This window comes from Pseudomonas sp. SDO524_S393, from assembly GCF_054071875.1.
On the sequence record NZ_JBSVVZ010000029.1, the window covers coordinates 55078 to 79108 of the forward strand.

At 62.3% G+C, this 24031-nt stretch carries 20 protein-coding genes and 1 riboswitch; of the genes, 13 read left to right on the forward strand and 7 right to left on the reverse strand.

Translation table 11 applies throughout. From position 1 onward, the window contains the following. Positions 1–16: 16 nt before the first annotated feature. From ACW9IB_RS14885 to ACW9IB_RS14900, 4 genes are read right to left on the reverse strand one after another with little or no spacing between them, the layout of a single operon-like run. Positions 17–976, reverse strand: a complete 960-nt coding sequence (locus ACW9IB_RS14885) for a metal ABC transporter ATPase (protein WP_457369022.1) — start codon at positions 974–976, stop codon at positions 17–19. A 41-nt stretch (positions 977–1017) separates the two neighbouring features. After that, positions 1018–1830 carry an aldo/keto reductase gene (locus ACW9IB_RS14890; RefSeq protein ID WP_457414250.1) on the reverse strand — a complete coding sequence of 271 codons (813 nt, stop codon included), beginning with the start codon at positions 1828–1830 and terminating at the stop codon, positions 1018–1020. Continuing rightward, positions 1827–3002: an NAD(P)/FAD-dependent oxidoreductase gene (locus tag ACW9IB_RS14895; RefSeq protein ID WP_457414252.1), complete on the reverse strand. Its 1176-nt coding sequence runs from the start codon at positions 3000–3002 to the stop codon at positions 1827–1829. Before ACW9IB_RS14895 ends, ACW9IB_RS14890 begins: the two co-directional genes overlap by 4 nt. 55 nt (positions 3003–3057) lie before the next feature. Then, entirely contained in the window at positions 3058–3393 is a 336-nt protein-coding gene (locus tag ACW9IB_RS14900; RefSeq protein WP_457414253.1) for a DMT family transporter, read from the reverse strand. A 103-nt stretch (positions 3394–3496) separates the two neighbouring features. Between ACW9IB_RS14900 and ACW9IB_RS14905 the strand changes: the two genes are divergently transcribed. Together ACW9IB_RS14905 and waaA are read left to right on the forward strand one after the other, a co-directional pair. Next, entirely contained in the window at positions 3497–4387 is an 891-nt protein-coding gene (locus ACW9IB_RS14905) for a LysR family transcriptional regulator (protein ID WP_457369026.1), read from the forward strand. Between the two features lie 23 nt (positions 4388–4410). Continuing rightward, positions 4411–5688, forward strand: a complete 1278-nt coding sequence (gene waaA / locus ACW9IB_RS14910) for a lipid IV(A) 3-deoxy-D-manno-octulosonic acid transferase (protein WP_457414254.1) — start codon at positions 4411–4413, stop codon at positions 5686–5688. Positions 5689–5806: 118 nt separating this feature from the next. Here waaA and ACW9IB_RS14915 read toward each other — a convergent pair whose 3' ends face one another. After that, entirely contained in the window at positions 5807–7246 is a 1440-nt protein-coding gene (locus ACW9IB_RS14915) for a TolC family outer membrane protein (RefSeq protein ID WP_457369028.1), read from the reverse strand. 195 nt (positions 7247–7441) lie between these two features. Further along, positions 7442–7547, forward strand: a riboswitch (TPP riboswitch). A 148-nt stretch (positions 7548–7695) separates the two neighbouring features. Here ACW9IB_RS14915 and thiC point away from each other — a divergent pair. Next, entirely contained in the window at positions 7696–9585 is a 1890-nt protein-coding gene (gene thiC, locus ACW9IB_RS14920) for a phosphomethylpyrimidine synthase ThiC (protein ID WP_457369029.1), read from the forward strand. A gap of 165 nt (positions 9586–9750) precedes the next feature. After that, positions 9751–11040 (forward strand): putative hydroxymethylpyrimidine transporter CytX, encoded by a 1290-nt coding sequence (gene cytX, locus ACW9IB_RS14925; protein WP_457414256.1) that lies wholly within the window; start codon positions 9751–9753, stop codon positions 11038–11040. Here cytX and ACW9IB_RS14930 read toward each other — a convergent pair. Next, a complete protein-coding gene (locus ACW9IB_RS14930; protein WP_457414257.1) occupies positions 11009–11746 on the reverse strand; it encodes an RsiV family protein in 738 nt (245 codons plus the stop codon). The genes cytX and ACW9IB_RS14930 overlap by 32 nt on opposite strands. 193 nt (positions 11747–11939) lie before the next feature. On the opposite strand from ACW9IB_RS14930, the gene ACW9IB_RS14935 reads away from it, so the two are divergent. From ACW9IB_RS14935 to ACW9IB_RS14970, 8 genes are all read left to right on the forward strand, one after another. Further along, positions 11940–12557 carry an NUDIX domain-containing protein gene (locus tag ACW9IB_RS14935; protein WP_457414258.1) on the forward strand — a complete coding sequence of 206 codons (618 nt, stop codon included), beginning with the start codon at positions 11940–11942 and terminating at the stop codon, positions 12555–12557. After that, positions 12548–12997: a DUF1249 domain-containing protein gene (locus tag ACW9IB_RS14940; protein ID WP_457369033.1), complete on the forward strand. Its 450-nt coding sequence runs from the start codon at positions 12548–12550 to the stop codon at positions 12995–12997. Before ACW9IB_RS14935 ends, ACW9IB_RS14940 begins: the two co-directional genes overlap by 10 nt. A gap of 98 nt (positions 12998–13095) precedes the next feature. Further along, positions 13096–13911 (forward strand): 3',5'-cyclic-AMP phosphodiesterase, encoded by an 816-nt coding sequence (cpdA, locus tag ACW9IB_RS14945; protein WP_457414259.1) that lies wholly within the window; start codon positions 13096–13098, stop codon positions 13909–13911. Positions 13912–14066: 155 nt separating this feature from the next. Beyond that, on the forward strand, positions 14067–14675 hold the full coding sequence (locus ACW9IB_RS14950) for a YqiA/YcfP family alpha/beta fold hydrolase (protein ID WP_457414260.1): 609 nt from the start codon (positions 14067–14069) through the stop codon (positions 14673–14675). Positions 14676–14720: 45 nt separating this feature from the next. Beyond that, entirely contained in the window at positions 14721–16628 is a 1908-nt protein-coding gene (gene parE / locus ACW9IB_RS14955) for a DNA topoisomerase IV subunit B (protein WP_457414261.1), read from the forward strand. Further along, the gene (locus ACW9IB_RS14960; RefSeq protein WP_457414263.1) at positions 16628–17620 is read left to right on the forward strand and encodes an esterase-like activity of phytase family protein; all 993 of its coding nucleotides are present in this window, start codon (positions 16628–16630) and stop codon (positions 17618–17620) included. The genes parE and ACW9IB_RS14960 overlap by 1 nt, the downstream gene beginning before the upstream one ends. 73 nt (positions 17621–17693) lie before the next feature. Further along, on the forward strand, positions 17694–19958 hold the full coding sequence (parC, locus tag ACW9IB_RS14965) for a DNA topoisomerase IV subunit A (RefSeq protein WP_457414264.1): 2265 nt from the start codon (positions 17694–17696) through the stop codon (positions 19956–19958). Between the two features lie 177 nt (positions 19959–20135). Then, positions 20136–20843: a PqiC family protein gene (locus ACW9IB_RS14970; RefSeq protein ID WP_457414266.1), complete on the forward strand. Its 708-nt coding sequence runs from the start codon at positions 20136–20138 to the stop codon at positions 20841–20843. Positions 20844–21057: 214 nt separating this feature from the next. Here the strand turns inward: ACW9IB_RS14970 and ACW9IB_RS14975 are convergent, their stop codons facing one another. Then, positions 21058–22590, reverse strand: coding sequence for an AhpA/YtjB family protein (locus ACW9IB_RS14975; protein WP_457414267.1), 1533 nt, complete (start codon positions 22588–22590; stop codon positions 21058–21060). Positions 22591–22723: 133 nt separating this feature from the next. Here ACW9IB_RS14975 and serB point away from each other — a divergent pair, with 133 nt between their 5' ends. Further along, complete coding sequence (serB, locus tag ACW9IB_RS14980) at positions 22724–23938, forward strand: phosphoserine phosphatase SerB (protein WP_457414268.1); 1215 nt, start codon at positions 22724–22726, stop codon at positions 23936–23938. Positions 23939–24031 lie beyond the last annotated feature (93 nt).

The following is a 24031-nucleotide window of genomic DNA, read 5'->3' on the forward strand; positions in this document are numbered from 1 at the left end:
CCACAATGGTTTTGCGTCAGGTCTTGGCCTTTTTCTTCGGCACGATCTTGCCCAGCATCCGTTGTGCCAGGCGTTTCAATTTCGACTCTTTCTCGGGCTCTGCCAGTCCTTGTTGGCGTAGCCAGTCTTTCCAGCGAATCCGTTCCTCACGCACCAGCCAGCCTTCCTGTTGGGCAAAACTCTCTGCCAGGTACAGGCCCCGCGTGCTGGCCGGATGGAGTTGGTCTTTCTTGACGGTGTACAGCTCGGCCAGCGGCTGGCCGTCCTTGAGCGGCATCAGGTAAAGGTCCGGACGCTGGCGGTCGAGGCGTGCCACCAGTTGATCGCCTTCCAGGCGCTCATCCACATGAAACAGGCTCAGGGACTTGGCTTCCCTGGGCACTTCCAGGCGCAGGTCATAAATCAGTTGCAGCGAAGCTGTGGGCAGGTGCACGTAGGCCCGTGGGCGCTCGATCAGTTGGGTGGTTGCGCAGCGCACCGGGCGTGCGGCGCCCGACAACGGGCTTAGCCGAAAAGGCAGGGCTTCGCGGTAATGCAGTGCCGCAGAGTAGGGCGCCGGCAGCCAGGTGTCGTTGAAACGCCCGCCCAGCCAACCTTCGGGGGTCTCCAGCAAACACTCTTCAGCGATTTCCTGAATGGCCGTGTGCAGCGGCAGGTTCAGCTCGTGGGCAGGGACATAGCCGGAGATCAGCTTGAGCACCACATCGCCGCGGTCCTGGCGGCGTTGGCGCACCAGGACCCAATAGTCCTTGTTTTGCCAGTGCAGGGTCAGTCGCACCGAAACGCCCAGGTTCGCCAGTTCCAGGGCAAAGCGTTCGGGGTCGGCCACCTCGACCGGTTTGCGCCGTTGCAGGGTCTGGGCAAAATTGAGCGGCATGCCCACGCTCTGGTAGTTCAGGCCCTCGGGGGTGGCTTCGACGTGCAGCGGCAGTGTCTTGAAGTTGCTGGGGTTCTTTCTTATGAGCGTTCGCGGCATGTCGGCTCCTTCTTGCGACGGGGTCGGCCGCGTCGGCGGCATCAGCGTTGACGAATGACCCGGGCTGCGGTCGCCACGTTATGGGCCAGGTGCAGCGGATTGATGGTCCCGACAATAGCACTCGCGACGCCCGTTTGCGCAAACAACAACATGAAACTGGCACTAATTGGATCCATTCCTGGCTCCAGGCACACGTGGCCACTGGCGAGGGCCTTTTTTACCAGGATGCCCTTGCCATGGGTCGCCGCATAATCAATGACGGCTTTCTCCGCCTGTTCGTTCAAATTGTAGGTGACCATCGCGCAATCACCCTGTTCCAGAGCCTTCACGCCGCCTTCGACGGTTTTGCCGGAAAAGCCGTAACCGCGAATCTTGCCCTCGTTTTTCAGCTCCGCCAGGGTCTGGTAAACCTCGCAGTCATTGAGGATGTGCAGATCGTTGCCGTCGGAATGCACCAGCACCAGGTCGATAAAGTCCGTTTCCAGGCGCTTCAAGCTGCGCTCGATCGACATCCGTGTATGGGCCGCGCTGAAGTCATGGCGTGAAACGCCCGCTTCGAACTCCTCGCCGACCTTGCTGACAATCACCCAGTCCTGGCGCTGCCCGCGCAACAGCGGCCCCAGGCGTTCTTCGCTGCGGCCATAGGCCGGTGCGGTATCGATCAGGTTGATGCCCAGTTCGCGGGCCTGGCGCAGCAGCATGCGCGCCTCATCGTCCCCGGGGATCTGGAAGCCGCTGGGGTATTTCACCCCTTGGTCGCGGCCCAGCTTCACGGTGCCCAGGCCCAGCGGCGATACGAGCAGGCCGGTGCTGCCCAGGGGGCGGTGCAGGTCGTGCAACGTTGGCAGGCTCATGGCAATAGTTGCTCCCAGGCGGGTACGCCAATGGCAGGTTTGGGCAAGCCGGGCAGGGTTTCGCTGGCGGCTGGGCGAATGCCGTCACGCTCCAGGCTGTTGATCACCCGGTCGGCGAAGTCCGGTGCCAACGCCAGTTTGGTTGGCCAGCCCACCAGCAGGCGGCCTTGCTCGGCGACGAAGGCATTGTCGGGGCGGGTGAGGCCCGATTGCAGGGGTTCGGCGCGGTCGACGCGCAGCGTGGCCCATTGGGTCTGGCGCATGTCGATCCAGGGCAGCAGCTGCGCCAACTCTTTCTGCGCCGTTGCGATCTGCTCCTGCGGCGTGCGCGCCACGCCATCGGCCTCGGCAATGTCGCCGCCCAGGTACCACACCCAGTTGCCATCGGCGGCAGGGTGGGTGGTGACGGTAATACGCGGCTTGGTGCCGCCGCCCAGGCAGTGGGCGTACAGCGGTTTCAGGCCGGGCCCCTTGGCGATGATCATGTGCAGCGGCCGCGTTTGCATGGCCGGCTGGCTCAGGCCCAGGGCTGCCAGCAGGTCGGCGGTACCGCCACCGGCGCTGAGTACGATGCGCTGGGCGCGAATCTCGCGACCGTCCACCTTCAGGCCTGCCAGTGTGCCACCTTCCAGCAGTGGCTCGATGTGCTGCCCGGCGAGCAGGCTGTCACCGGCCAGTTGCGCCAGGCGTTCGATCAGGCTGGGCACATCGATGACCAGTTCGGCCAGGCGGTAGACCTTGCCCTTGAAACGGCGGTCTTGCAGGGCTGGCGGTAGTTCCTCGCCCTTGACCTGATCTACACGGCCGCGCACGGCCTTGCTGGCGAAAAAACTGGTGAGATTGCCGGCAAGGGTGCCGGGAGACCACAGGTAGTGGGCCTCGGAGAGCAGGCGCACACCGGTGAGGTCCAGCTCGCCGTTGCCTGCCAGGGCTTCACGCCAGCGACGCGGCATGTCGGCGATGGCTTCGGAGGCGCCAGTGAGGGCGCCGTGCAGGGCGTATTTCGCACCGCCGTGAATGATCCCCTGGGACTTCACGCTTTGTCCGCCACCCAGCGTGGCGCTTTCCACCAGCACCGTGGAAAACCCCTGGCGGCGCAGGCGCGCATTCAACCAGAGGCCGGCAACCCCGGCGCCGACAATCAGGACGTCGGTGGAAATAACGGTTGGCATGGGCGACCTCAGTGTTCAAGACAAGAGGCGCAGTATACAGGCTGTTGAGCGGCGGTCAGTGCCCGGCGGTTTTCGAGAACAACTGGATCACCACCACGCCCAGCACAATCAGGCCCATCCCCAGGATGGCCGGAACATCCAGCTTCTGGCCGTAGATGAACAGCGCGGCGACGCTGACCATCACGATGCCCATCCCGGCCCACACCGCGTAGGCCACGCCCACCGGCACGGTGCGCACCACCAGAGTCAGCATCCAGAACGCCACGCCATACCCGACGATCACCAGCGCCAGCGGGATGGGCGTACTCCAGCCCTTGATGGCTTTCATGGATACGGTGGCGATCACTTCCGAGCAAATGGCAATGGCCAGATAGACATAGGCTGCATTCATGGGGAGATCCTCGGTTGTGGCATGTTCGAATAAGGTGGCCATTCTAACGCCTTGGAAGATGGGATAAAGTCATTACCTATCCGAATTGAAGATGGGTTAAGCCATGAGCGTGCAATGGAACCTGGACCAGATGCGCCTGTTTGTCAGCGTCGCCGAACATCGCTCGTTTTCGGCGGTGGCCCGTGACCAGCGCAAGGCCCAATCGGCGGTCAGCAATGGCATTGCCTTGCTGGAGGCGGACCTGGGCCTGAGCCTGTTCGATCGCAGCAGCGGTCGCCAGCCGACATTGACCGAAGCCGGCCACGTATTGCTGGAAGAGGCGCGCGAAGTGTTGCGCCAATGCGAACGTCTCAATGGCCGGGCGCTGTCGCTGACCCGTGGCGAGGAGGCCTTGTTGCGCCTGGCCCAGGATGAAGCCATGTTGTTCCAGCCGGTGCTCGACAGTCTCGAAGCGCTGGCCGGGCATTACCCTCATCTGGAGGTGCAACTTTCCAGCGCGGCCCAGGGCGACGTGGCGCGCAAACTGGTGGAGCGCAAGGCGGACCTGGGCTTGTTGTTCTATCACGACCAGATCCCCGAAGCCCTGGAGCGGCGGGTGGTGGGCAGTGTGGAAATGGTCACGGTGTGCGGCGTAAACCACCCGCTGGCCCGGGAACAATACGTGACGTGCCAGCGCCTGGCGCAGTTTCGCCAACTGTTGATGTCGACCCAGACCAGTGTCTATCCCGGCAGCGAGGCCGCCAGCCCGCTGGTATGGCGGGCTGACAGTTTCTACGTGCTCGCCGAATGGCTCATGAGTGGCCTCGGTTGGGCCTGGCTGCCGCGGCATATCGTGCAGTACCCGACTTACCAGCAGCAGATGGTCGAGCTGGACAGCGAATGGACCCCGCCCGCGCTGGTGGTGGAACTGGTCTGGCGTCGTGACGAGCACCTGGGGCCGGCCGCGCGCTTCCTGGCGCAACGTTTTGCCGAGTGCTTGCAGGCGATCGACTGAAAAAGCCGATAAACTCCGCCGCCATGAATAGAACTCTCTACAGCTGTCTGTTTTACCTGGCGCTGCCGTTGGTGGCTTTACGTCTGTGGCTGCGCGCACGCAAGGCGCCGGCCTATGCCCGGCGTGTGAGCGAACGGTTTTCCTATGGCTTGCCGGTGATGCGCCCGGGCGGGATTTGGGTGCATGCCGTGTCGGTGGGCGAAAGCATCGCGGCGGCGCCGATGGTGCGCGGGTTGCTCGAGCGTTATCCCGCGCTGCCGATCACCGTCACCTGCATGACGCCCACCGGTTCCGAGCGCATCCAGGCGTTGTTCGCCAACGAGCCGCGCATCCAGCATTGCTACCTGCCCTATGACTTGCCGTGTGCGGCCAAGCGTTTTCTCGACCGGGTGCAGCCCAAGCTCGCGGTGATCATGGAAACCGAGTTGTGGCCCAACCATATTCACGCCTGTGCCCAGCGCGGTATTCCAGTGGCGCTGGCCAATGCGCGACTGTCAGCGCGTTCGGCCAAGGGCTATGCGCGCTTTGCCCGGCTGACGGCGCCCATGCTGTCTGAAATGAGCCTGTTCGCCGTGCAGACCCAGGCCGAAGCCCAGCGCTTCCTCAGCCTGGGCGCACGGCCGGAAACCGTCGAAGTCACCGGCTCGATCAAGTTCGACCTGACCATCGACCCGCAGTTGCCGGTGCGCGCTGCGGCCCTGCGTGCGCAGTGGGGCGCCAGCGAGCGTCCGGTGTGGATCGCTGCCAGTACCCATGCCGGTGAAGATGAAGTGGTGCTGGCCGCCCACCGTCAGTTGCTCGACAGCTACCCGAACGCGCTGTTGATTCTGGTGCCACGTCACCAGGAGCGCTTCGGTCCGATGTATGAGCTGTGCCAGCAGCAGGGCTTTGCCACGGTGCGCCGCTCCAGCGGCGAACCCGTTACTGCGCAAACCTCGGTGTTGCTCGGCGATACCATGGGCGAGCTGCTGTTTCTATACGCCTTGGCTGACAGCGCCTTTGTCGGCGGCAGCCTGGTGGCGACCGGCGGGCATAACCCGCTGGAGCCGGCGGCGCTGGCGTTGCCGGTGATCATGGGGCCGCACGTGTTCAACTTCCTCGAAATCACCGCGATGATGCGTGAGGCGGGAGCGTTGAGGCAGGTGGACGATGCCGAGGGGTTGGCCGAAGCCGTGCGCCAGTTGTTCGAACTGCCGCAGGATGCGCGCAGGATGGCGCAGGCGGGATTGAAGGTGATGCAGGCTAATCAAGGGGCTTTGAAACGTCTGCTGGATGGTTTGGACAAACTCCTGACTCACTGACAACGCGAATCAAATGTGGGAGCTGGCTTGCCTGCGATGCAGGCACCTCGGTCCATCAGGTTGACCGAGATGACGCCATCGCAGGCAAGCCAGCTCCCACATGTGTTATTCGGTGTGCCTAGTAGTTCGGACGGGCCTTGAGCTGTTCGGCCGCAGCCTTGGCCAAGTCCGGCGGCAGGAAGTCCTTGTCGGGGTTGTAGTCGGCTTTGAGATAACGCGCCAGGTCCTGCAGATCCCCCGGGTTCAACGTCCCGGCCGCCTGCTTCAAGCGCAGGTTGTCGAGAATGTAGTCATAGCGACTGTTGTTGTAGTTGCGCACCGACGCGTACAGCTGGCGCTGTGAGTCCAGCACGTCGACGATGTTGCGCGTACCCACCTGATAACCGATTTCCGTGGCTTCCACCGCGCTCTGGTTGGAGATGATCGACTGGCGGCGTGCCTGCACCTGCTCCACATCGGTGTTCACTGCGCGGTGCAGGTTGCGGGTGTTTTCCACCACCTGACGGCGCAAGCCTTCGCGTTGCTGCTCGGTCTGGTCCAGGCGCGAGTAGGACTCGCGAACTTGCGAGCTGGTCAGGCCGCCGCTGTAGATCGGGATGTTCAGGCGCAGGCCGATGGTGCGCTGGGACACATCGCCGCCGTAAGGCACCGGCAACTGGTTCGGGTTGCTGAAACCCAGGGCGTCGTTGTCACCTTTTTCGTATTGCGCCACGGCGTCGAGGGTCGGCGCGTGGCCGGCCTTGCGTTGTTTCAGGGTTTCTTCGGCGGCGGTGACCGCGTAGTTGCTGGCCAGCAGGTTCAGGTTCTGGCGACCGGCGGTTTCGACCCAGGCCTTGGCGTCGTTTGGCGCCGGCGGGAGCACCGGCAGTGTATGAACGATGCCCTGGATCGAGTGGTACTGGCGATTGGTCAGGGTGATCAGCGCCTCAAAGGCGTCTTCCACCTGGCGCTGCGCGAGGATGCGGTTGGCCCGCGCGGTGTCGTAGCTGGCCTGGGATTGCAGTACGTCGGTCTTGTCCGACAGGCCCACGTCGAAGCGTTCGTTGGACTGGTCCAATTGACGCTTGAACGCATTTTCCTCGGCCTTGGTGGAGGCCAGGTTGTCCTGGGCGCGCAGCACGGCGAAGTAGTTTTCGGCGCTTTGCAGGATCAGGTTCTGTTCGGTGGCCGACAGTTGCAGGGCGGCTTGCTCGTTGACCGCTTCGGCTGCCTGCAACTGGAACCAGCGGTCGGCGCGGAACAGCGGCTGGCTCAGGGTTGCACGCCAGGAGTGCGCGTCGCGGTTGGCGGTGGCCGAGGGCTGGGAGATCTGGGTGCGCACGTTGTTGCTGTCGGCACCGGCCGACAGGTTCGGCAGCAAGCCGGCACGGGCCTGGGGCACCACTTCTTTCTGTGCGCCGTACTGGGCGCGGGCGGCGGCAAGGTCGGCGTTATTGTCCACGGCTTCCTGGTAGACGCTGACCAAGTCAGTTTTAACGGACAGGGGCGCTTCTGCTGCCCAGACCATTCCGTTGGTCGCACAAGACACGGCAAGAGCCAGTGAAAGTTTGCGCAGCATGAGGCGATCCCTAGATAAATATTATGGATATAATTCAGCGCCCAAGGCTAAGGCTCGCCCTGTGTGGCGTCAAGCCTTGGAGCAGTCCCCGAGTGTAGTGGGGCGATCACCACACAACAATCCTGCAAAAGAGCCATTCATCACGCTGAATGCACCGCTGTTGGCAATTTGCCCTTGGCATGGTCTAGACTGGCCGCGTTCTTGTCGGGGTGCCTTGTTGGAAGGCTGAGATCGGTAAATACCGGATCCCGTTGAACCTGATCAGGTTAGCGCCTGCGTAGGGAACAAGATTTCTCGTCACCCGGCGAGTCCTCTTGTGCTTCGTCCGGGATGCTGTTCATTTATTGAGCAGTCCTCGTGCACCAAGCACAGCACTGGTTTCAGTGCGTCCATCCGTCTCAGGTTCACTCCGGCAACAATCCACCGCCTGGATAGTTGGAGAGCCTGTGATGACTACAAAACTAAAAAATACCGTGCACCTGAGTGAATCGGCCAAGGTCGACTCCGGCTCCGTGCAGCCGTTTACCCGCTCGCAAAAAATCTACGTACAAGGCACCCGCCCGGACATCCTCGTGCCCATGCGTGAAATCAGCCTGGACGTGACGCCCACCGATTTCGGCGGTGAAATCAACGCGCCGGTCACGGTATACGACACCTCGGGCCCGTACACCGACCCCAACGTCATCATCGACGTGCGCAAAGGCCTGGCCGACGTACGTTCACCGTGGATCGAGGCGCGTGGCGACACCGAGCGCCTGCCAGGGCTCTCTTCGCACTTCGGCCAGCAACGCCTCAACGATGCCGAACTGACCGCGCTGCGCTTTGCCCACGTGAAGAACCCGCGCCGTGCCAAAGCCGGCGCCAACGTCACGCAGATGCACTACGCGCGCAAAGGCATCATCACCGCCGAGATGGAATACGTCGCCATCCGCGAAAACATGAAGCTGGAAGAAGCCCGCGCCACCGGCCTGCTCGACCAGCAGCATGCCGGCCACAGTTTTGGCGCCAGTGTGCCGAAGATCATCACCCCGGAGTTCGTGCGCGAAGAAATCGCCCGTGGCCGCGCGATCATCCCGGCCAACATCAACCACACTGAGCTTGAGCCGATGATCATTGGCCGTAACTTCCTGGTGAAGATCAACGGCAACATCGGCAACAGCGCCCTGGGTTCGTCCATCGAAGAAGAAGTGGCCAAGCTGACCTGGGGCATCCGCTGGGGTTCGGACACCGTGATGGACCTGTCCACCGGCAAGCACATCCACGAAACCCGCGAGTGGATCATCCGCAACTCGCCCGTGCCGATCGGCACCGTGCCGATCTACCAGGCCCTGGAAAAAGTCGGCGGCGTGGCCGAAGACCTGACCTGGGAGCTGTTCCGCGACACCTTGGTCGAGCAGGCCGAGCAGGGCGTCGACTACTTCACCATCCATGCCGGCGTGCTGCTGCGCTATGTGCCGCTGACCGCCAAACGGGTCACCGGCATTGTGTCCCGTGGCGGCTCGATCATGGCCAAGTGGTGCCTGGCGCACCACAAAGAGAACTTCACCTACACGCATTTCGACGAAATCTGCGAAATCATGAAGGCCTATGACGTCAGCTTCTCCCTTGGCGACGGCCTGCGCCCGGGCTCCATTGCCGACGCCAACGACGCCGCCCAGTTCGGCGAGCTGGAAACCCTTGGCGAACTGACCAAGACGGCCTGGAAGCACGACGTGCAAACCATGATCGAAGGCCCCGGCCACGTGCCGATGCAGTTGATCAAGGAGAACATGGACAAGCAGCTCGAATGCTGCGACGAGGCGCCGTTCTACACCCTTGGCCCGCTGACCACCGATATCGCGCCGGGTTACGACCACATCACCTCCGGCATCGGTGCGGCGATGATCGGCTGGTTTGGTTGCGCCATGCTTTGCTACGTCACGCCCAAGGAGCACCTGGGGCTGCCGAACAAGGATGATGTGAAGACCGGGATCATCACCTACAAGATCGCCGCCCACGCCGCCGACCTCGCCAAAGGTCACCCGGGTGCGCAGATCCGCGACAACGCCTTGAGCAAGGCGCGCTTCGAATTCCGCTGGGAAGACCAGTTCAACCTCGGCCTGGACCCGGACACCGCACGGTCGTATCACGACGAAACGCTGCCGAAGGACTCGGCCAAGGTCGCGCATTTCTGCTCGATGTGCGGGCCGAAGTTCTGCTCCATGAAAATCACCCAGGAAGTGCGTGAATACGCGGCCAACCAGCGCATTGAAGCGGTGGATGTGGATGTGGCCAAGGGCTTGGCCGAGCAGGCGGAGCGGTTCAAGCAGGAAGGCAGTCAGCTGTATAAAAAGGTCTGATCCAAGGCGGCGGTGCCTGCACCGCCGTCATCGCGGGCAAGCCCGGCTCCCACAGTTGATCGAGTTGTACACAGATTTTGTGTCCACAGCCGGTCCCCTGTGGGAGTCGGGCTTGCCCGCGATAGCGATCTCCCAAACAACAAATGTTCCTCAGAGATAACACCCTTGAGCATTCAACCGAGTACCTACTCTCCCGATATCGCAGTGCCGAGCGACAAACGCGTCTTCGGCGCCCGCGATCTGTTCTCCCTGTGGTTCTCCCTCGGCATCGGCCTGATGGTCCTGCAAACCGGCGCCTTGCTTGCGCCGGGCCTGGGCTTGTCCGGTTCCTTGCTCGCGATCTTCCTCGGCACCCTGGTCGGCGTCTTGCTGCTGGCAGCCGTCGGCGTGATCGGCAGTGACACCGGCCTGTCCGCCATGGCTGCGCTCAAACTCAGCCTCGGCACCCATGGCGCCAGCCTGCCGGCCCTGTTGAACCTGCTGCAACTGATCGGCTGGGGTTCGTTTGAAATCATCGTGATGCGCGATGCCGCCAGCCTGCTGGGGACGCGGGCATTCAGCGACGGCAGCCTGTTGGCCAGCCCGCTGTTGTGGACCCTGTTTTTCGGTGGCCTGGCTACCTTGCTGGCCGTGAGCGGCCCGCTGACCTTCGTACGCCGGATCCTGCGCAAGTGGGGCATCTGGCTGCTGCTCGCGGCTTGCCTGTGGTTGACCTGGAACCTGTTCGCCAAGGCCGACCTCGCCGCACTCTGGGCCCGTGCCGGTGATGGCTCGATGCCGTTTGCCGTGGGCTTCGACATCGCTATCGCCATGCCACTCTCGTGGCTGCCGTTGATCGCCGATTACTCACGTTTCGGCAAGCGCGCCCAAAGCGTGTTCGGCGGCACCGCGCTGGGGTTCTTTATCGGCAATTTCTGGCTGATGAGCCTGGGCGTGGCGTACACCCTGGCCTTTGCACCCAGCGGTGAAGTGAATGCCTTGCTGTTGGCGCTGGCCGGTGCCGGCCTGGGGATTCCATTGCTGCTGATCCTGTTGGACGAGTCGGAAAACGCGTTTGCCGATATTCACTCGGCGGCGGTGTCCAGCGGGATTCTGCTGCGCTTGAGGGTCGAGCACCTGGCCCTGGCGATTGGCGTGGTCTGCACCCTGATCGCCTGTCTGGCGCCGCTGGCGCAGTACCAGAACTTCCTGTTGCTGATCGGCTCGGTGTTTGCACCGCTGTTTGGCGTGGTGCTGGTGGATCACTTCATCCTGCGCCGCCGTGGTCAGGCTGTAGCGGCGAAGCTGCGAGGGGCTGCGCTGCTGGCGTGGCTGGGCGGGGTCGGCACCTACCACGTGCTGGCGAATCTGTACCCGGATGTCGGCGCGACCCTGCCGGCGCTGGTGCTGGCAGGGCTGTTGCGGTGGGTTCTGGGCCGGGTCTTCAGTGACGCGCGGGTACCAGCTCAGGCTTGATGATGCCGTCGAGGCGTGTATAGGGAATCTGCAATTCGACATGCCCCAGGGCATACGGCGCGATGGTGGTGGTGGGGTACTTCAGGATCACGCCGCCGTAGGTCAGTGCCACGTTCGGGGTTTTCTGGAACGGCCAGGTTTTCACGAAGTCCGGCTCCAGGCTCAGGCGGGTGCTGATCAGCCAGCTGTTGTGGGCGACCTGGGCGGCTTTCCAGAAGGCATCTTCCTTGCCCGGCAGCAGCATGTCGGTCAGTGACAGGGCTTTTTGTTGCTGGCGCGAATAGTTGATGAACGCGCGGCCCGGCTCGCCATGGGTCGTGCCCTGGTCCAGGTAGCTGGACAACTCGATGATCACCAAGCCGTCATGCTGCTCCCGTACCTTGGCCTGCAAGTACATGCTGTTGCGTGGTCCCGAGGTGCGCAGGAATTGCTCGCGGTACGCCGCAAGGCTGGCCGGTTGCGGCGTCACGCCGGTCATTTGCAGCAGGCGCTGTTCGATCAAGGCGTCCAGCTTGGGCTCCTTGGCAAAGTGCACGGTATCGATATTCACCAACGGGCAGTCTGCGCTGGCGCAGCCGGGCTGGTTTTGCTCGGTGGCGTCGCGGGTGACGTCCAGTGGTGTGCGATAGCTGGGTTGGAACAGGCTTTGGCAGGCACCCAGGGTCAGTGCGATGCAGGCCACGGAGGCGATTTTTAAAAGCGACATGGATGTCCTTCGTCTATCGGTAAGCGCGAAATTCGTGGAGCTTCGACTGTCGGCAGCGCCTTCAGTTCGCCACTAAGCTGATTAGAGTGAGTTTGACGCCCGCCGCCTGTCCCGGCAACTGGAAAGGGGCTGCATCCAGAGGCGTGAGCGCGTTAGGATGGCGCCCATTGCGCAGGCTTAACGAGGATGGGACATGACGGACATTGCGAAATCGACGCCGAGCAAGATCGAAATCGTTCAGCGCGACAATGCCTACCAGGGCTTCTACAAGCTTGACCGCGTGCAGCTGCGCCACGAGAAATTCGACGGTGGCATGAGCCGGGTGATCAACCGCGAAGTCTTCGTGCGCCACGACGCGGTGTGCGTGCTGCCCTACAACCCGCAGCGCGATGAAGTGGTGTTGATCGAGCAGTTTCGCGTCGGCGCCATGGGGCGTACCGAAAACCCCTGGCTGGTGGAAATGGTGGCCGGCCTGATTGACAAGGACGAGGAACCGGAGGAGGTTGCACACCGCGAAGCCGAAGAGGAAGCTGGGCTGACATTCTCCGCGCTGTGGCCCATCACCCGATATTTCCCGTCGCCCGGCGGCAGTACCGAATTCGTGCATTTGTACCTCGGCCGTTGCGACAGCAGCGCCGCCGGCGGTGTCCATGGACTGGAAGAAGAGGCAGAAGATATCCGCGTCAGCACCTGGGCGTTCGAGGACGCCTTGCAAGCGGTGCGTGACGGTAAAATTTCCAATGCAGCCAGCATCATTGCCCTGCAATGGCTTGCGCTTAATCGCGCAGAAGTGAGGGGGTTATGGCAGTAAAGGCACGGGAACGTTATCGAGTCGACCTGATCGGGCTGCAAGCGGCCTGCGAGGCCAACTATGCGCGGCTGATGCGCCTGCTTCCCGACATGCGTCATTCGCTCGAGGCCCGGCGCATCGGTGTGACCCATGGCGACCAGATGCTCGGCGTGCTGACCCTGGAGGTCATCGTCAACTGCCCGTACACCACCACCCTGCGCGTTCGCCAGGAACACAGTCTGCCTTGGCTGCCCGTGCCGCAGCTGGAAGTGCAGGTGTACCACGACGCGCGCATGGCCGAAGTGGTCAGCGCCGAACATGCACGGCGTTTTCGCAGCATCTACCCTTACCCGAATGTGTTCATGCATCAGCCCGATGAGAAGGCACAACTCAATGTGTTCCTCGGTGAATGGCTGAGCCATTGCCTGGCCCTGGGTCATGAGTTCGAAGCGGTGCGGTAGATGTGAACTGCGTCTGCTTCCTTGGGTTTCCTCTTTGTGTCCTGCCCCAGCATAATCAAGCCAAACGTCCATTCCTGTGATTGCCTTGGGAGAGCGCCTTGTCCCGCGTATCCACCGTGAACCCTGACGCCTCGGCGTTGTTGGTGCAGTTGTCCGACAGCCACCTGTTTGCCAAGGCGGACGGCACGTTGCTGGGTATGAACACCCGTGAAAGCCTGCAACGGGTGATCGAGTTGGTGCGCGCGCAACAGCCGCAGATCGACGTGTTGCTGGCCACGGGGGATTTGTCACAGGATGGCACGCTGGAGTCCTACCAACAGTTTCGTGACATGACCGCGCCTATCGGTGTCCCGACGCGCTGGATCCCGGGCAATCACGACGAGCCGCAGATCATGGCCCATGCCGCGGTGCACAGCGATTTGCTCGAACCGGTCGTCGACATCGGCAACTGGCGTATCACCCTGCTGGACTCCGCCGTACCGGGCTCGGTGCCGGGATACTTGCAAGACCAGCAATTGCAGGTGCTCGCCCGTGCCTTGAGCGAAGCGCCGACCCGTCATCATCTGGTGTGTTTTCACCACCATCCGGTTTCCATCGGCTGTGCCTGGATGGAGCCGATCGGTCTGCGCAACCCCGAAGCCCTGTTTGCCGTGCTAGACCGTTTTCCTCAGGTTCGGGCGGTGCTCTGGGGCCATGTGCACCAGGAAATCGACCGCGAACGCAACGGCGTACGCCTGCTGGCGTCGCCCTCCACCTGCATCCAGTTCGCCCCGGGCAGCGAAGACTTCAAGGTCAGCGAGCAGGCGCCGGGCTATCGCTGGCTGCGTCTGCATGCCGACGGGCGGTTGGAGACTGGCGTAGAGCGGGTCCAGGACTTCGAGTTTACGGTGGACTACGGCAGTAACGGCTACTAAAGGCTGCAAACACTGCACAACAATGTGGGAGCGGGCTTGCCCGCGAATGCCGTGTGCCAGTCAATACGTCTGTCACTGATCCACCGCATTCGCGAGCAAGCCCGCTCCCACACCTGTAAACTGCGCGTTTTTCGCGCACGCATGGAGAGCCCGGCATGGCCGCTTCGATCCTGTATATTCACGGTTTCAACAGCGCGCCGGCGTCGAACAAGGCTTGCCAGCTCATCATCGTGATGAATGCCCTTGGGCGAGGCGAGCAATTGCGCGTGCCGGCCCTGCATCATCACCCCCGCCAGGCGATGCCTCAGCTGGAAGCGGCTATCCGTGAACTGGGGCGGCCCCTGCTGGTCGGCAGCTCACTCGGCGGCTACTATGCAACCCATCTTGCCGAACGTCATGGCCTCAAGGCGCTGCTGGTCAACCCGGCGGTCAGCCCTCATCGGATGTTCGACGGTTACCTGGGCACCCAGAAAAACCTCTACACCGGTGAAACCTGGGAGCTGACCCACGACCACGTCACGGCACTGGCCGAACTGGAAGTCCCGGCGCCCCGGGAAGCCGCGCGTTATCAGGTATGGTTGCAGACCGGCGATGAAACACTGGATTATCGCCTCGCCCAGCAGTACTACCGTGCCTGTGCCCTGCGCATCCAGGCCGGCGGCGACCATGGTTGCCAGGGTTTCGCCCAGCAATTGCCGGCGCTCCTGAGCTTTGCCGGCATTGGCGCAGATCAGTATCAATCCTTCGATTTTTCTTCATTGTAAGAATCGCAGGTTATTTTTTAATCGAACGACTCACGACGAGACCCCATGGCCACTCCCAGCGCTAGCTCTTATAACGCCGACGCCATCGAAGTCCTCTCGGGCCTCGATCCGGTGCGCAAACGCCCCGGCATGTACACCGACACCACGCGGCCGAACCACCTCGCCCAGGAAGTCATCGACAACAGCGTCGACGAAGCCCTGGCCGGCCACGCCAAGTCGGTGCATGTCATTCTCCACGCCGACCACTCCCTGGAGGTGTCCGACGACGGTCGCGGCATGCCGGTGGACATCCACCCGGAAGAGGGTGTACCGGGCGTCGAGCTGATCCTCACCAAGCTCCATGCGGGCGGCAAGTTCTCCAACAAGAACTACCAATTTTCCGGTGGCTTGCACGGTGTGGGCATTTCGGTGGTCAACGCCTTGTCCACGCTGGTGCGGGTCAGGGTCAAGCGTGATGGCAACGAATACGAGATGACCTTCGCCGATGGCTACAAAGCCACCGACCTGGCCGTGATCGGCTCCGTTGGCAAGCGCAACACCGGTACCAGCGTGTACTTCGCGCCGGACCCGAAATACTTCGATTCGCCAAAATTCTCCATCAGCCGCCTCAAGCACGTGCTCAAGGCCAAGGCTGTGCTGTGCCCGGGTCTGCTGGTCACCTTTGAAGACAAAGGCACCGGTGAAAAAGTCGAGTGGCACTACGAAGACGGCCTGCGCTCCTACCTGGAAGACTCCGTCAGCGAATTCGAACGCCTGCCCAACGAGCCGTTCTGCGGCAGCCTGGCCGGCAATAAGGAAGCCGTCGACTGGGCGCTGCTGTGGTTGCCCGAAGGCGGCGACAGCGTGCAGGAAAGCTACGTCAACCTGATCCCGACGGCCCAGGGCGGCACCCACGTCAACGGGTTGCGCCAGGGCCTGCTGGACGCCATGCGTGAATTCTGTGAATACCGCAGCCTGCTGCCGCGTGGCGTGAAGCTGGCGCCGGAAGACGTGTGGGAGCGCATCGCGTTCGTGCTCTCGATGAAGATGCAGGAACCGCAGTTCTCCGGCCAGACCAAAGAGCGTCTGTCATCCCGCGAGGCGGCGGCGTTTGTTTCCGGCGTGGTCAAGGACGCGTTCAGTCTGTGGCTCAACGAGCATCCAGAGTTGGGCCTGGCCCTGGCGGAACTGGCGATCAACAACGCCGGCCGTCGCTTGAAGGCCAGCAAGAAGGTCGAGCGCAAGCGCATCACCCAGGGCCCGGCATTGCCCGGCAAACTGGCTGATTGCGCCGGGCAGGACCCAATGCGTTCCGAACTGTTCCTGGTGGAAGGTGACTCCGCCGGCGGTTCCGCCAAGCAAGCGCGAGACAAGGAGTTCCAGGCGATCCTGCCGTTGCGCGGCAAGATCCTCAACACTTGGGAGGTCGATGGCAGCGAAGTCCTGGCCAGCCAGGAAGTGCACAACATCGCCGTGGCCATCGGTGTCGACCCGGGCGCGGCGGACATGAGCCAGCTGCGCTACGGCAAGATCTGCATCCTTGCCGACGCCGACTCCGACGGTCTGCACATCGCCACGTTGCTGTGCGCGCTGTTCGTCCAGCACTTCCGGGCGCTGGTGGATGCCGGTCACGTCTACGTCGCCATGCCGCCGCTGTACCGGATCGACTTGGGCAAGGAGATTTACTACGCCCTGGACGAAGCCGAGCGCGATGGCATTCTTGATCGCCTGGTGGCCGAGAAGAAGCGTGGCAAACCGCAGGTCACACGATTCAAGGGCCTGGGTGAAATGAACCCGCCGCAACTGCGCGAAACCACCATGGACCCGAACACCCGGCGCCTGGTGCAACTGACGCTGGGCGAAGACTTCGCCGAGACCTCGGAAATGATGGACATGCTGCTGGCGAAAAAACGCGCCGGCGACCGCAAGTCCTGGCTGGAGTCCAAAGGCAACCTGGCCGAGGTGCTGGGCTGATGCGCACAGGCTTCGCCCTGGCGATGCTGATGTCGAGCGGGCTGGCTACCGCGGTGGTGGCTGCGCCGGTGGCTGAGCTCAAGCTCGTGTCCGAACACCCGGTGGACGGCATGCGCGGCGGTAACCTGTCTGGCCTGGCCTTGTGCGGCAAGGTGCTGTGGACGGTTTCCGACCGCGATGACGACCAGATCTACCGGCTGGACATCAGCGCGCCGACCTGGCAGGCCGAAACGGTGAAAATCGACGTGCCGCCGGTGCCCGAGTCCGGGCTGCCCTGGGGCTTGCGTTCGCGTACCAAGGCCGCTTCGCTGGTGCGGGGCGGCGACCTGGATTTCGAAGGCATCACCTGCGATGACGCCGGGAACCGCTACATTGTCAGCGAAGCCCACGCGGCGGTGCTGCAAGTGCCGGTGAATGGCGCGCCCGAATGGTTGAAGATCGCGCCGGGCATGGTGCGTGAAGCCCGGGCCAGCGGCATGTTGTTGCACTTCAATGCCCTGTTCGAAGGCCTGGCGATCAACCCGGAAGGCAACCAGCTCTGGCTGGCGGCCGAGCGTGAGCGACGCGGCCTGATTTCGATCAAGCGCCCGCAGAGCCTGTGGGATTGCGACGGGCCTTGCGTGTTGCTGAGCGAAGCCGGCCAGGAAGTACAGCCCGCGCAATTCCCCAATGCCAAGGCAGTGTCCAAGGACTTTGCCGACCTGGCACTGTTCAAGGGCAAGCTGTTTACCCTCGAGCGCAACGCGTTCCAGATATGCCGACGCGACGCGGTCACGGCCAAGGTGGAACTGTGCTGGTCGTTTGCCGAAGGGGCCCTGATCCCGGAGCGGCGTTACGCCCAGCCTTATGGTTTGGCCGAGGCGCTGGTGGTGGATGCCGATGGCGCCTGGGTGGGCATCGACAATAATTTCGGCCCGCGCGCCGATGGCGAGAAGCGCCCGGTGGTCTACCGTTTCGCAGCCCCTGCCGGTGGCTGGAGCGCGCAGCCATGACTCCCGTTTTTTTTGAATTGATTCAGCGTGGCGGTTGTTCCGCCGCGCTTTACCCAACCATGATGAGGCCCGCATGAGTGACATCCTCGCAGACAGCTTAGATGGCGTAGAGCGCCGATCGCTGGCTGACTTCACCGAAAATGCCTACCTCAACTACTCCATGTACGTGATCATGGACCGTGCCTTGCCGCATATCGGCGACGGCCTGAAACCTGTACAGCGGCGCATTATCTACGCCATGAGTGAGTTGGGCCTGGACGCTGATTCCAAGCACAAGAAGTCGGCGCGTACCGTCGGTGACGTGCTCGGTAAATTCCACCCCCACGGCGACTCGGCGTGCTACGAAGCCATGGTGTTGATGGCCCAGCCGTTCAGCTACCGCTACACGCTGGTGGACGGTCAGGGCAACTGGGGGGCGCCGGATGATCCCAAGTCCTTCGCCGCCATGCGATACACCGAGGCGCGCTTGTCGCGTTACTCGGAGGTATTGCTCAGCGAGCTGGGGCAGGGTACCGCCGATTGGGGGCCGAACTTCGACGGCACCCTCGATGAGCCCCTGGTGTTGCCGGCACGTTTGCCGAATATCCTGCTCAATGGCACCACCGGCATCGCCGTGGGCATGGCCACCGACGTACCGCCGCATAACCTGCGGGAAGTCGCCACGGCCTGTGTGCGTTTGCTGGATGAACCAAAAGCCACGGTCGAACAGCTCTGCGAGCATATCCAGGGCCCGGATTACCCGACCGAAGCGGAAATCATCACGCCCCGCGCCGATTTGCTGAAGATGTACGAAACCGGCAAGGGCTCGGTGCGCATGCGCGCCGTGTACCACATTGAAGACGGCGACATTATTGTCACCGCGCTGCCGCATCAGGTGTCCGGCGCCAAGGTGCTGGAGCAGATCGCTGCCCTGATGCAGGCCAAACCATCGAAATTGCCGCAGGTCGCCGACCTGCGCGATGAGTCCGATCACGAAAACCCCTGCCGCATCGTGATCATCCCGACCAACAGCCGGGTCGACCACGAAGTGCTGATGCAGCACTTGTTTGCCAGCACCGACCTTGAGTCCAGCTACCGGGTCAACGTCAATATCATCGGCCTGGACGGCAAGCCGCAGTTGAAGAACCTGCGCAACCTGCTGGTGGAATGGCTGGAGTTCCGCGTGCAGACCGTGCGTCGCCGCCTGCAATTCCGTCTCGACAAGGTGGAGCGTCGCCTGCACCTGTTGGACGGTTTGCTGATCGCTTATCTGAACCTGGATAAAGTGATCCACATCATCCGTACCGCCGAGCATCCGAAGGCCGAACTGATCGCCGAGTTCCAGCTCAGCGAAATCCAGGCCGATTACATCCTCGACACGCGCTTGCGCCAACTGGCACGCCTTGAAGAAATGAAGCTGCGCGACGAACAGGACGCGTTGCTCAAGGAGCAAGCCAAGCTGCAAGCCTTGCTGGGTAGCGAAGCCAAGCTGAAGAAGCTGGTGCGCAGCGAGTTGATCAAAGATGCCGAAACCTATGGTGACGACCGTCGGTCGCCTATCGTTGAGCGCGCTGAGGCGAAAGCTCTGACAGAGACCGAGCTGCTACCGAACGAGAAAATTACCGTCGTTCTGTCGGAAAAGGGTTGGGTTCGCTCCGCCAAAGGGCATGATATTGACGCCACCGGTTTGTCATACAAGGCTGGCGACGGTTTCAAGACCGCCGCAGCCGGGCGTTCCAACCAGTTTGCTGTGTTTATCGACTCGACCGGGCGCAGCTATTCGGTGGCGTCGCACACGTTGCCTTCCGCGCGGGGGCAGGGCGAGCCGCTGACCGGGCGCCTGACGCCACCACCGGGTGCGAACTTCGAGTGCGTGCTGCTGCCGGACGACGACGCGCTGTACGTGATCGCGTCCGACGCGGGTTATGGTTTTGTGGTCAAGGGTGAGGATTTGCAGGCCAAGAACAAGGCAGGCAAGGCCTTGTTGAGTCTGCCGAACAACGCCAAGGTGATCCTGCCGCGTGCGGTGGATGACCGTGAAAGCAACTGGCTGGCGTCCGTGACCACCGAAGGGCGTTTGCTGGTGTTCAAGATCAGTGACCTGCCGCAGTTGGGTAAAGGCAAGGGCAACAAGATTATTGGTATTCCGGGAGAGCGGGTGGCCAGTCGCGAAGAGTACGTGACCGACATCGCGGTGATCCCGGAAGGCTCTACCCTGGTGCTTCAGGCCGGCAAGCGCACGTTGTCACTGCGCCCTGACGACCTTGAGCATTACAAGGGCGAGCGTGGTCGGCGTGGCAACAAACTGCCTCGAGGCTTCCAGCGAGTGGATGCTTTGTTGGTAGAAACGCCTGTTTAGGGCGAATTAGAGCTTCCGATCTACGATTTAACGCGTAGATCGACGCTTTGGCGCTGGAGTCATGGCGCATATTCACGGATGATATGGCCTTTCCAGCGCCGGCGTGGCCGAGCGTGTATAGGTTATTTTTTAGTATTACATTGTGGTTCGCCTTGTGGCAGCCACCTGGATGGGATGATGACTGCTCCACGCCTTCCTTTTATTTTCATGCTCGCTGGCCTTTTGGGGCTGGCGGGTTGCAGCACACACCAACCGGTGTCGCTGTACCAGCTGGACAGCGGAAGTCCGGCGCAGCCAGCACAAACCGCAGGTATGGCCGTTTTGCTGGGCCCCGTGGTGGTCGCTGACTACCTGCAACGCGAAACCCTGCTGCAACGTCAGAACGACGGCAGCCTGCAAGGTTCCATCGATGGTCGTTGGGCGGGCAGTTTGTCGTCTGACATCAATCAGTTGATGTTGCGTCAGGTTGCGGGTCAGTTGGACAGCCAGCGTGTGGTGCTCGCGCCGGCGCCGACCGGTTTTACCCCGGATGTACAGGTGCTTTTAACCATTACCCGACTGGATTCCGGTGCGTCGCAGCCGGCGATCCTCGATGCGCAGTGGCGCTTGATCGACCGTCGTGGCCAGGTGCGTGACAACCGTATCGTGCACCTGCAGGAAGAGCACACCGGCACGACTGCATCCCAGGTCCAGGCCCAGGGCGTGCTGTTGCAGCATCTGGCGCAACAACTGTCGGTGGCCCTCAAACCATTGGCCAACCAGCCACCGATTGCCGAGGCACCACGCAAGCAAGCACCTGCCCAGGCCAAACCGGCTGCACCGGAAAAACCGAAAATGCCGATGGCAACACCGATTCGTACGGACATGGAAGTGTTCAGGTTTTGATCTGAATCGCGCACAAAGAAAAGGCCCGCTGATTAAGCGGGCCTTTTCTTTGTTTGCGATTTGAGCTGCGCCGCAGACTAAATGTGGGAGCGGGCTTGCTCGCGAAAGCGGCGTATCAGCCCACATATCAGTGACTGAACTACCTCCTTCGCGAGCAAGCCCGCTCCCACACAAGCCCGCTCACCACAAAATCTCGCTCCCCACACAAACCAGTTCAGCTTTTGGTGCGGGTCTCGTGCATCCGCGCCAGTTGCCGCTCCAGCATCGACGGGTACGGCTCCATCAACCGCTCCACGCAGCTTGCACCCTCCGGGCTGGCAATCGGGCGGATGCGCGCGCGTTGGCGGATCAAGGTGTCTTCACTGATCTTGCGCTCCACCAGCAGCAGGTTACGGCTGTGTTGGGACAGCGCCAGCGCATCCTGGGCGTTCTCGGTGAGCAGCAGGTCGATCTGGCTGATGCCGAACAGGTCGTCGCCAACGGTCAGGCCCAGTTGCAGTTGCAGGGTGATGCCGCTGTCGGCCACTTCGATCTGCAAGGCATGGCCCAGGGCTCGCAACAGTTCGCCGCAGCAGATGGCGTTGGTCAGGTAGTCCTCGCCACTGTCTTCGCTGTGGAACAGCATCAGCGTGCTGCCATCGTTCAGCGTATGCAGTTCGCTCTGGTACAGCGAGGCGGCCTGGTCCAGGCAGTCGCGGTAGCGTTCCAGCAGTTCGGTCAGGCGGGCCCGGGGCAGGCGGCGCAGTTGGTCCTGCGCGCCCAGTTGCACGGCCAGTACCGCGCTGTGCTGGGGCTCGGCATTTTTCACCGGGGCCGGTTTCGGTGCGACGGCCGGGCTGCTGTCCGACGTGTCGCGCAGGTCGGCGAAGGGGTCTTCGTCGTCCAGGTTGTCTTCTTCAGCGTTGACTACCTGTCGCGGTGCAGCCTTGGGGCTGTTCGCCGGCGTACTTTCATCAAAGCCGGGGTCGCGCAGGTTGCGCACTTCGAATTCGGGTTCGTCGCCGTAATCGGTGTCGTCGTATTCAGGCTCCGGCTCAGGCGCGCGCACCTCGGGCTCCGGGGCGAAGCTGGCGTGGAGCTGTCGGGCGAGGTCGCCGATCTCATCCTGACGATCGGTGGCCGGGGTGTGTTCGTCGATGTCTCGCAGCCAGATGCGCAGTTGCATCAGTGGCGTGGAGATATGCCGGCCCAGGCGCAGGCTCAAGGCCAGGGCCAATGCCAGCAGGATCGCGCTGAGGATGCCCATGCTTTGCAGGCTGATGGTCATCGGCTGCTGGAACTGTTGCATGTCCAGGCTGATACGCAATTGGCCGGCTTTCACATCCTGAAATGTAATGTTGCTCTGGTACAGGCCTTCGGCCTCGCCCAGCAGGCCGTTTTTCGGGCGCTGCCCGGCTTCGGCCATGATCCGGTTGTCCACGCTGTAGATGGCCGCGTGGGCCACCAGCGGGTTCTTGGTCAGGTTGTTGAGCAGCACGTTGAGGCTGAGGATGTCGTTGGACACCAGCAGCTCGGTCGCCGAGGTGGCGGTCTGGGTCGTGAGGCTTTCACCCAGTGCGTCGGCCTGTTCGTGCATGGCCTGCTTGAACTGCAACCCCATCACGCAGGCGTAGATCACCAGGGCCAGAGCGACCAGGATCACGTTATGGCTGGCGATGCGTAATGCGATCGGTACACGGCGGTGGCGCAGTGCCCGGAAGATCAGCAGAAAGAAATTATCGGTTTTTACTGGCGTGGGCCGGTTCACTTGCGCTCGGCTCTTGGTCCGTGAAGTTGACGCGCAGTATAGCGACAGCCCTAGAACCGGCAAAGCGCTGGCTGTGCCCGATGGTCACTGAAAGTGGGTAGAATGCGGTTTTTTTCCAGCCTGGGGGTGCGCCTTGCGCGAAATTGTCCTGATAAACATCACCGGTGAAGACCGACCGGGTCTCACTGCAGCCATTACCGGTGTTCTGGCCCAGGGTGGTGTGAACATTCTCGACATCGGCCAGGCAGTGATCCACGACACCCTGTCGTTCGGGATTCTGGTGGAAATCCCGAGCACCGAGCAGGCGTCGTCCGTGCTCAAGGACATCCTGTTTACCGCGTACAAGCTCGATCAGCAGGTGCGTTTCACCCCCGTGTCCGAAGAGGACTACCAGCATTGGGTGGCCGGGCAGGGCAAGAAACGCCATATCGTTACGCTGTTGACTCGAAAGGTCACGGCTGAGCAGTTGCAGCGTGTCAGCTCGATCACGGCGCAGTACGGCTTGAATATCGACCATATCGACCGTCTGTCGGGGCGCATGCCGCTGGATACGCCGGCTGACAAAGGCAAGGGTTGCATCGAGTTTTCCGTGCGCGGCGAACCGGCCGACCCGCAGGCCCTGCGTGCCGAGTTCCTCAGCGTCGCCCAGGAGCTGAACGTCGACATCGCCTTCCAGGAGGACTCGCTGTTCCGTCGCAATCGTCGCCTGGCGGTGTTCGACATGGACTCGACGCTGATCGAAGCCGAGGTGATCGATGAGTTGGCCAAGGCGGCCGGCGTAGGTGAGCAAGTGTCTGAAATCACCGAGCGTGCCATGGCCGGTGAACTGGATTTCCGCGCCAGTTTCAAAGAGCGCCTCGCGCTGCTCAAGGGGCTGGACGTGAGCGTGCTGGATTCCATCGGCGCCTCACTGCGCCTGACCGAGGGCGCCGAAACCCTGTTCGCCGAACTCAAGCGCCTGGGCTACAAGACCGCCATCCTGTCTGGCGGCTTCACCTACTTCGCCAAGCAGTTGCAGGCCAAGCTGGGTATCGACTACGTGTTCGCCAACGAGCTGGAAGTGCTGGATGACAAGGTCACCGGTGTGGCGGTGGAGCCGATTGTCGATGCACAGCGCAAGGCGGATCTGCTGAAGGAGTTGGCCCACAAGGAAGGTTTGCGCCTGGAGCAGACTATCGCAGTCGGCGACGGCGCGAATGACTTGCCGATGCTGGCGATTGCCGGATTGGGTGTGGCGTTCCGCGCCAAGCCGCTGGTGAAGCAGTCGGCCAAGCAGGCGATTTCGACGTTGGGGCTGGATGGGGTGCTGTATCTGCTGGGTTTCCGTGATCGTGACGGCCAGCTGTAACCCGATCTGACTGTAAAAATGCAGTCACTGTGGGAGCCGGGCTTGCCCGCGATTGCTGTGTATCAGTCAACCTTTCAGTGACTGAACCACCGC

Bases quoted from the DNA above. Each gene is read 5' to 3' on its own strand.
- ACW9IB_RS14885 (WP_457369022.1), bottom strand. From the start codon at position 976: ATGCCGCGAACGCTCATAAGAAAGAACCCCAGCAACTTCAAGACACTG.
- ACW9IB_RS14890 (WP_457414250.1), bottom strand. From the start codon at position 1,830: ATGAGCCTGCCAACGTTGCACGACCTGCACCGCCCCCTGGGCAGCACC.
- ACW9IB_RS14895 (WP_457414252.1), bottom strand. From the start codon at position 3,002: ATGCCAACCGTTATTTCCACCGACGTCCTGATTGTCGGCGCCGGGGTT.
- ACW9IB_RS14900 (WP_457414253.1), bottom strand. From the start codon at position 3,393: ATGAATGCAGCCTATGTCTATCTGGCCATTGCCATTTGCTCGGAAGTG.
- ACW9IB_RS14905 (WP_457369026.1), top strand. From the start codon at position 3,497: ATGAGCGTGCAATGGAACCTGGACCAGATGCGCCTGTTTGTCAGCGTC.
- waaA (WP_457414254.1), top strand. From the start codon at position 4,411: ATGAATAGAACTCTCTACAGCTGTCTGTTTTACCTGGCGCTGCCGTTG.
- ACW9IB_RS14915 (WP_457369028.1), bottom strand. From the start codon at position 7,246: ATGCTGCGCAAACTTTCACTGGCTCTTGCCGTGTCTTGTGCGACCAAC.
- thiC (WP_457369029.1), top strand. From the start codon at position 7,696: ATGACTACAAAACTAAAAAATACCGTGCACCTGAGTGAATCGGCCAAG.
- ACW9IB_RS14930 (WP_457414257.1), bottom strand. From the start codon at position 11,746: ATGTCGCTTTTAAAAATCGCCTCCGTGGCCTGCATCGCACTGACCCTG.
- ACW9IB_RS14935 (WP_457414258.1), top strand. From the start codon at position 11,940: ATGACGGACATTGCGAAATCGACGCCGAGCAAGATCGAAATCGTTCAG.
- ACW9IB_RS14940 (WP_457369033.1), top strand. From the start codon at position 12,548: ATGGCAGTAAAGGCACGGGAACGTTATCGAGTCGACCTGATCGGGCTG.
- ACW9IB_RS14950 (WP_457414260.1), top strand. From the start codon at position 14,067: ATGGCCGCTTCGATCCTGTATATTCACGGTTTCAACAGCGCGCCGGCG.
- parE (WP_457414261.1), top strand. From the start codon at position 14,721: ATGGCCACTCCCAGCGCTAGCTCTTATAACGCCGACGCCATCGAAGTC.
- ACW9IB_RS14960 (WP_457414263.1), top strand. From the start codon at position 16,628: ATGCGCACAGGCTTCGCCCTGGCGATGCTGATGTCGAGCGGGCTGGCT.
- parC (WP_457414264.1), top strand. From the start codon at position 17,694: ATGAGTGACATCCTCGCAGACAGCTTAGATGGCGTAGAGCGCCGATCG.
- ACW9IB_RS14970 (WP_457414266.1), top strand. From the start codon at position 20,136: ATGACTGCTCCACGCCTTCCTTTTATTTTCATGCTCGCTGGCCTTTTG.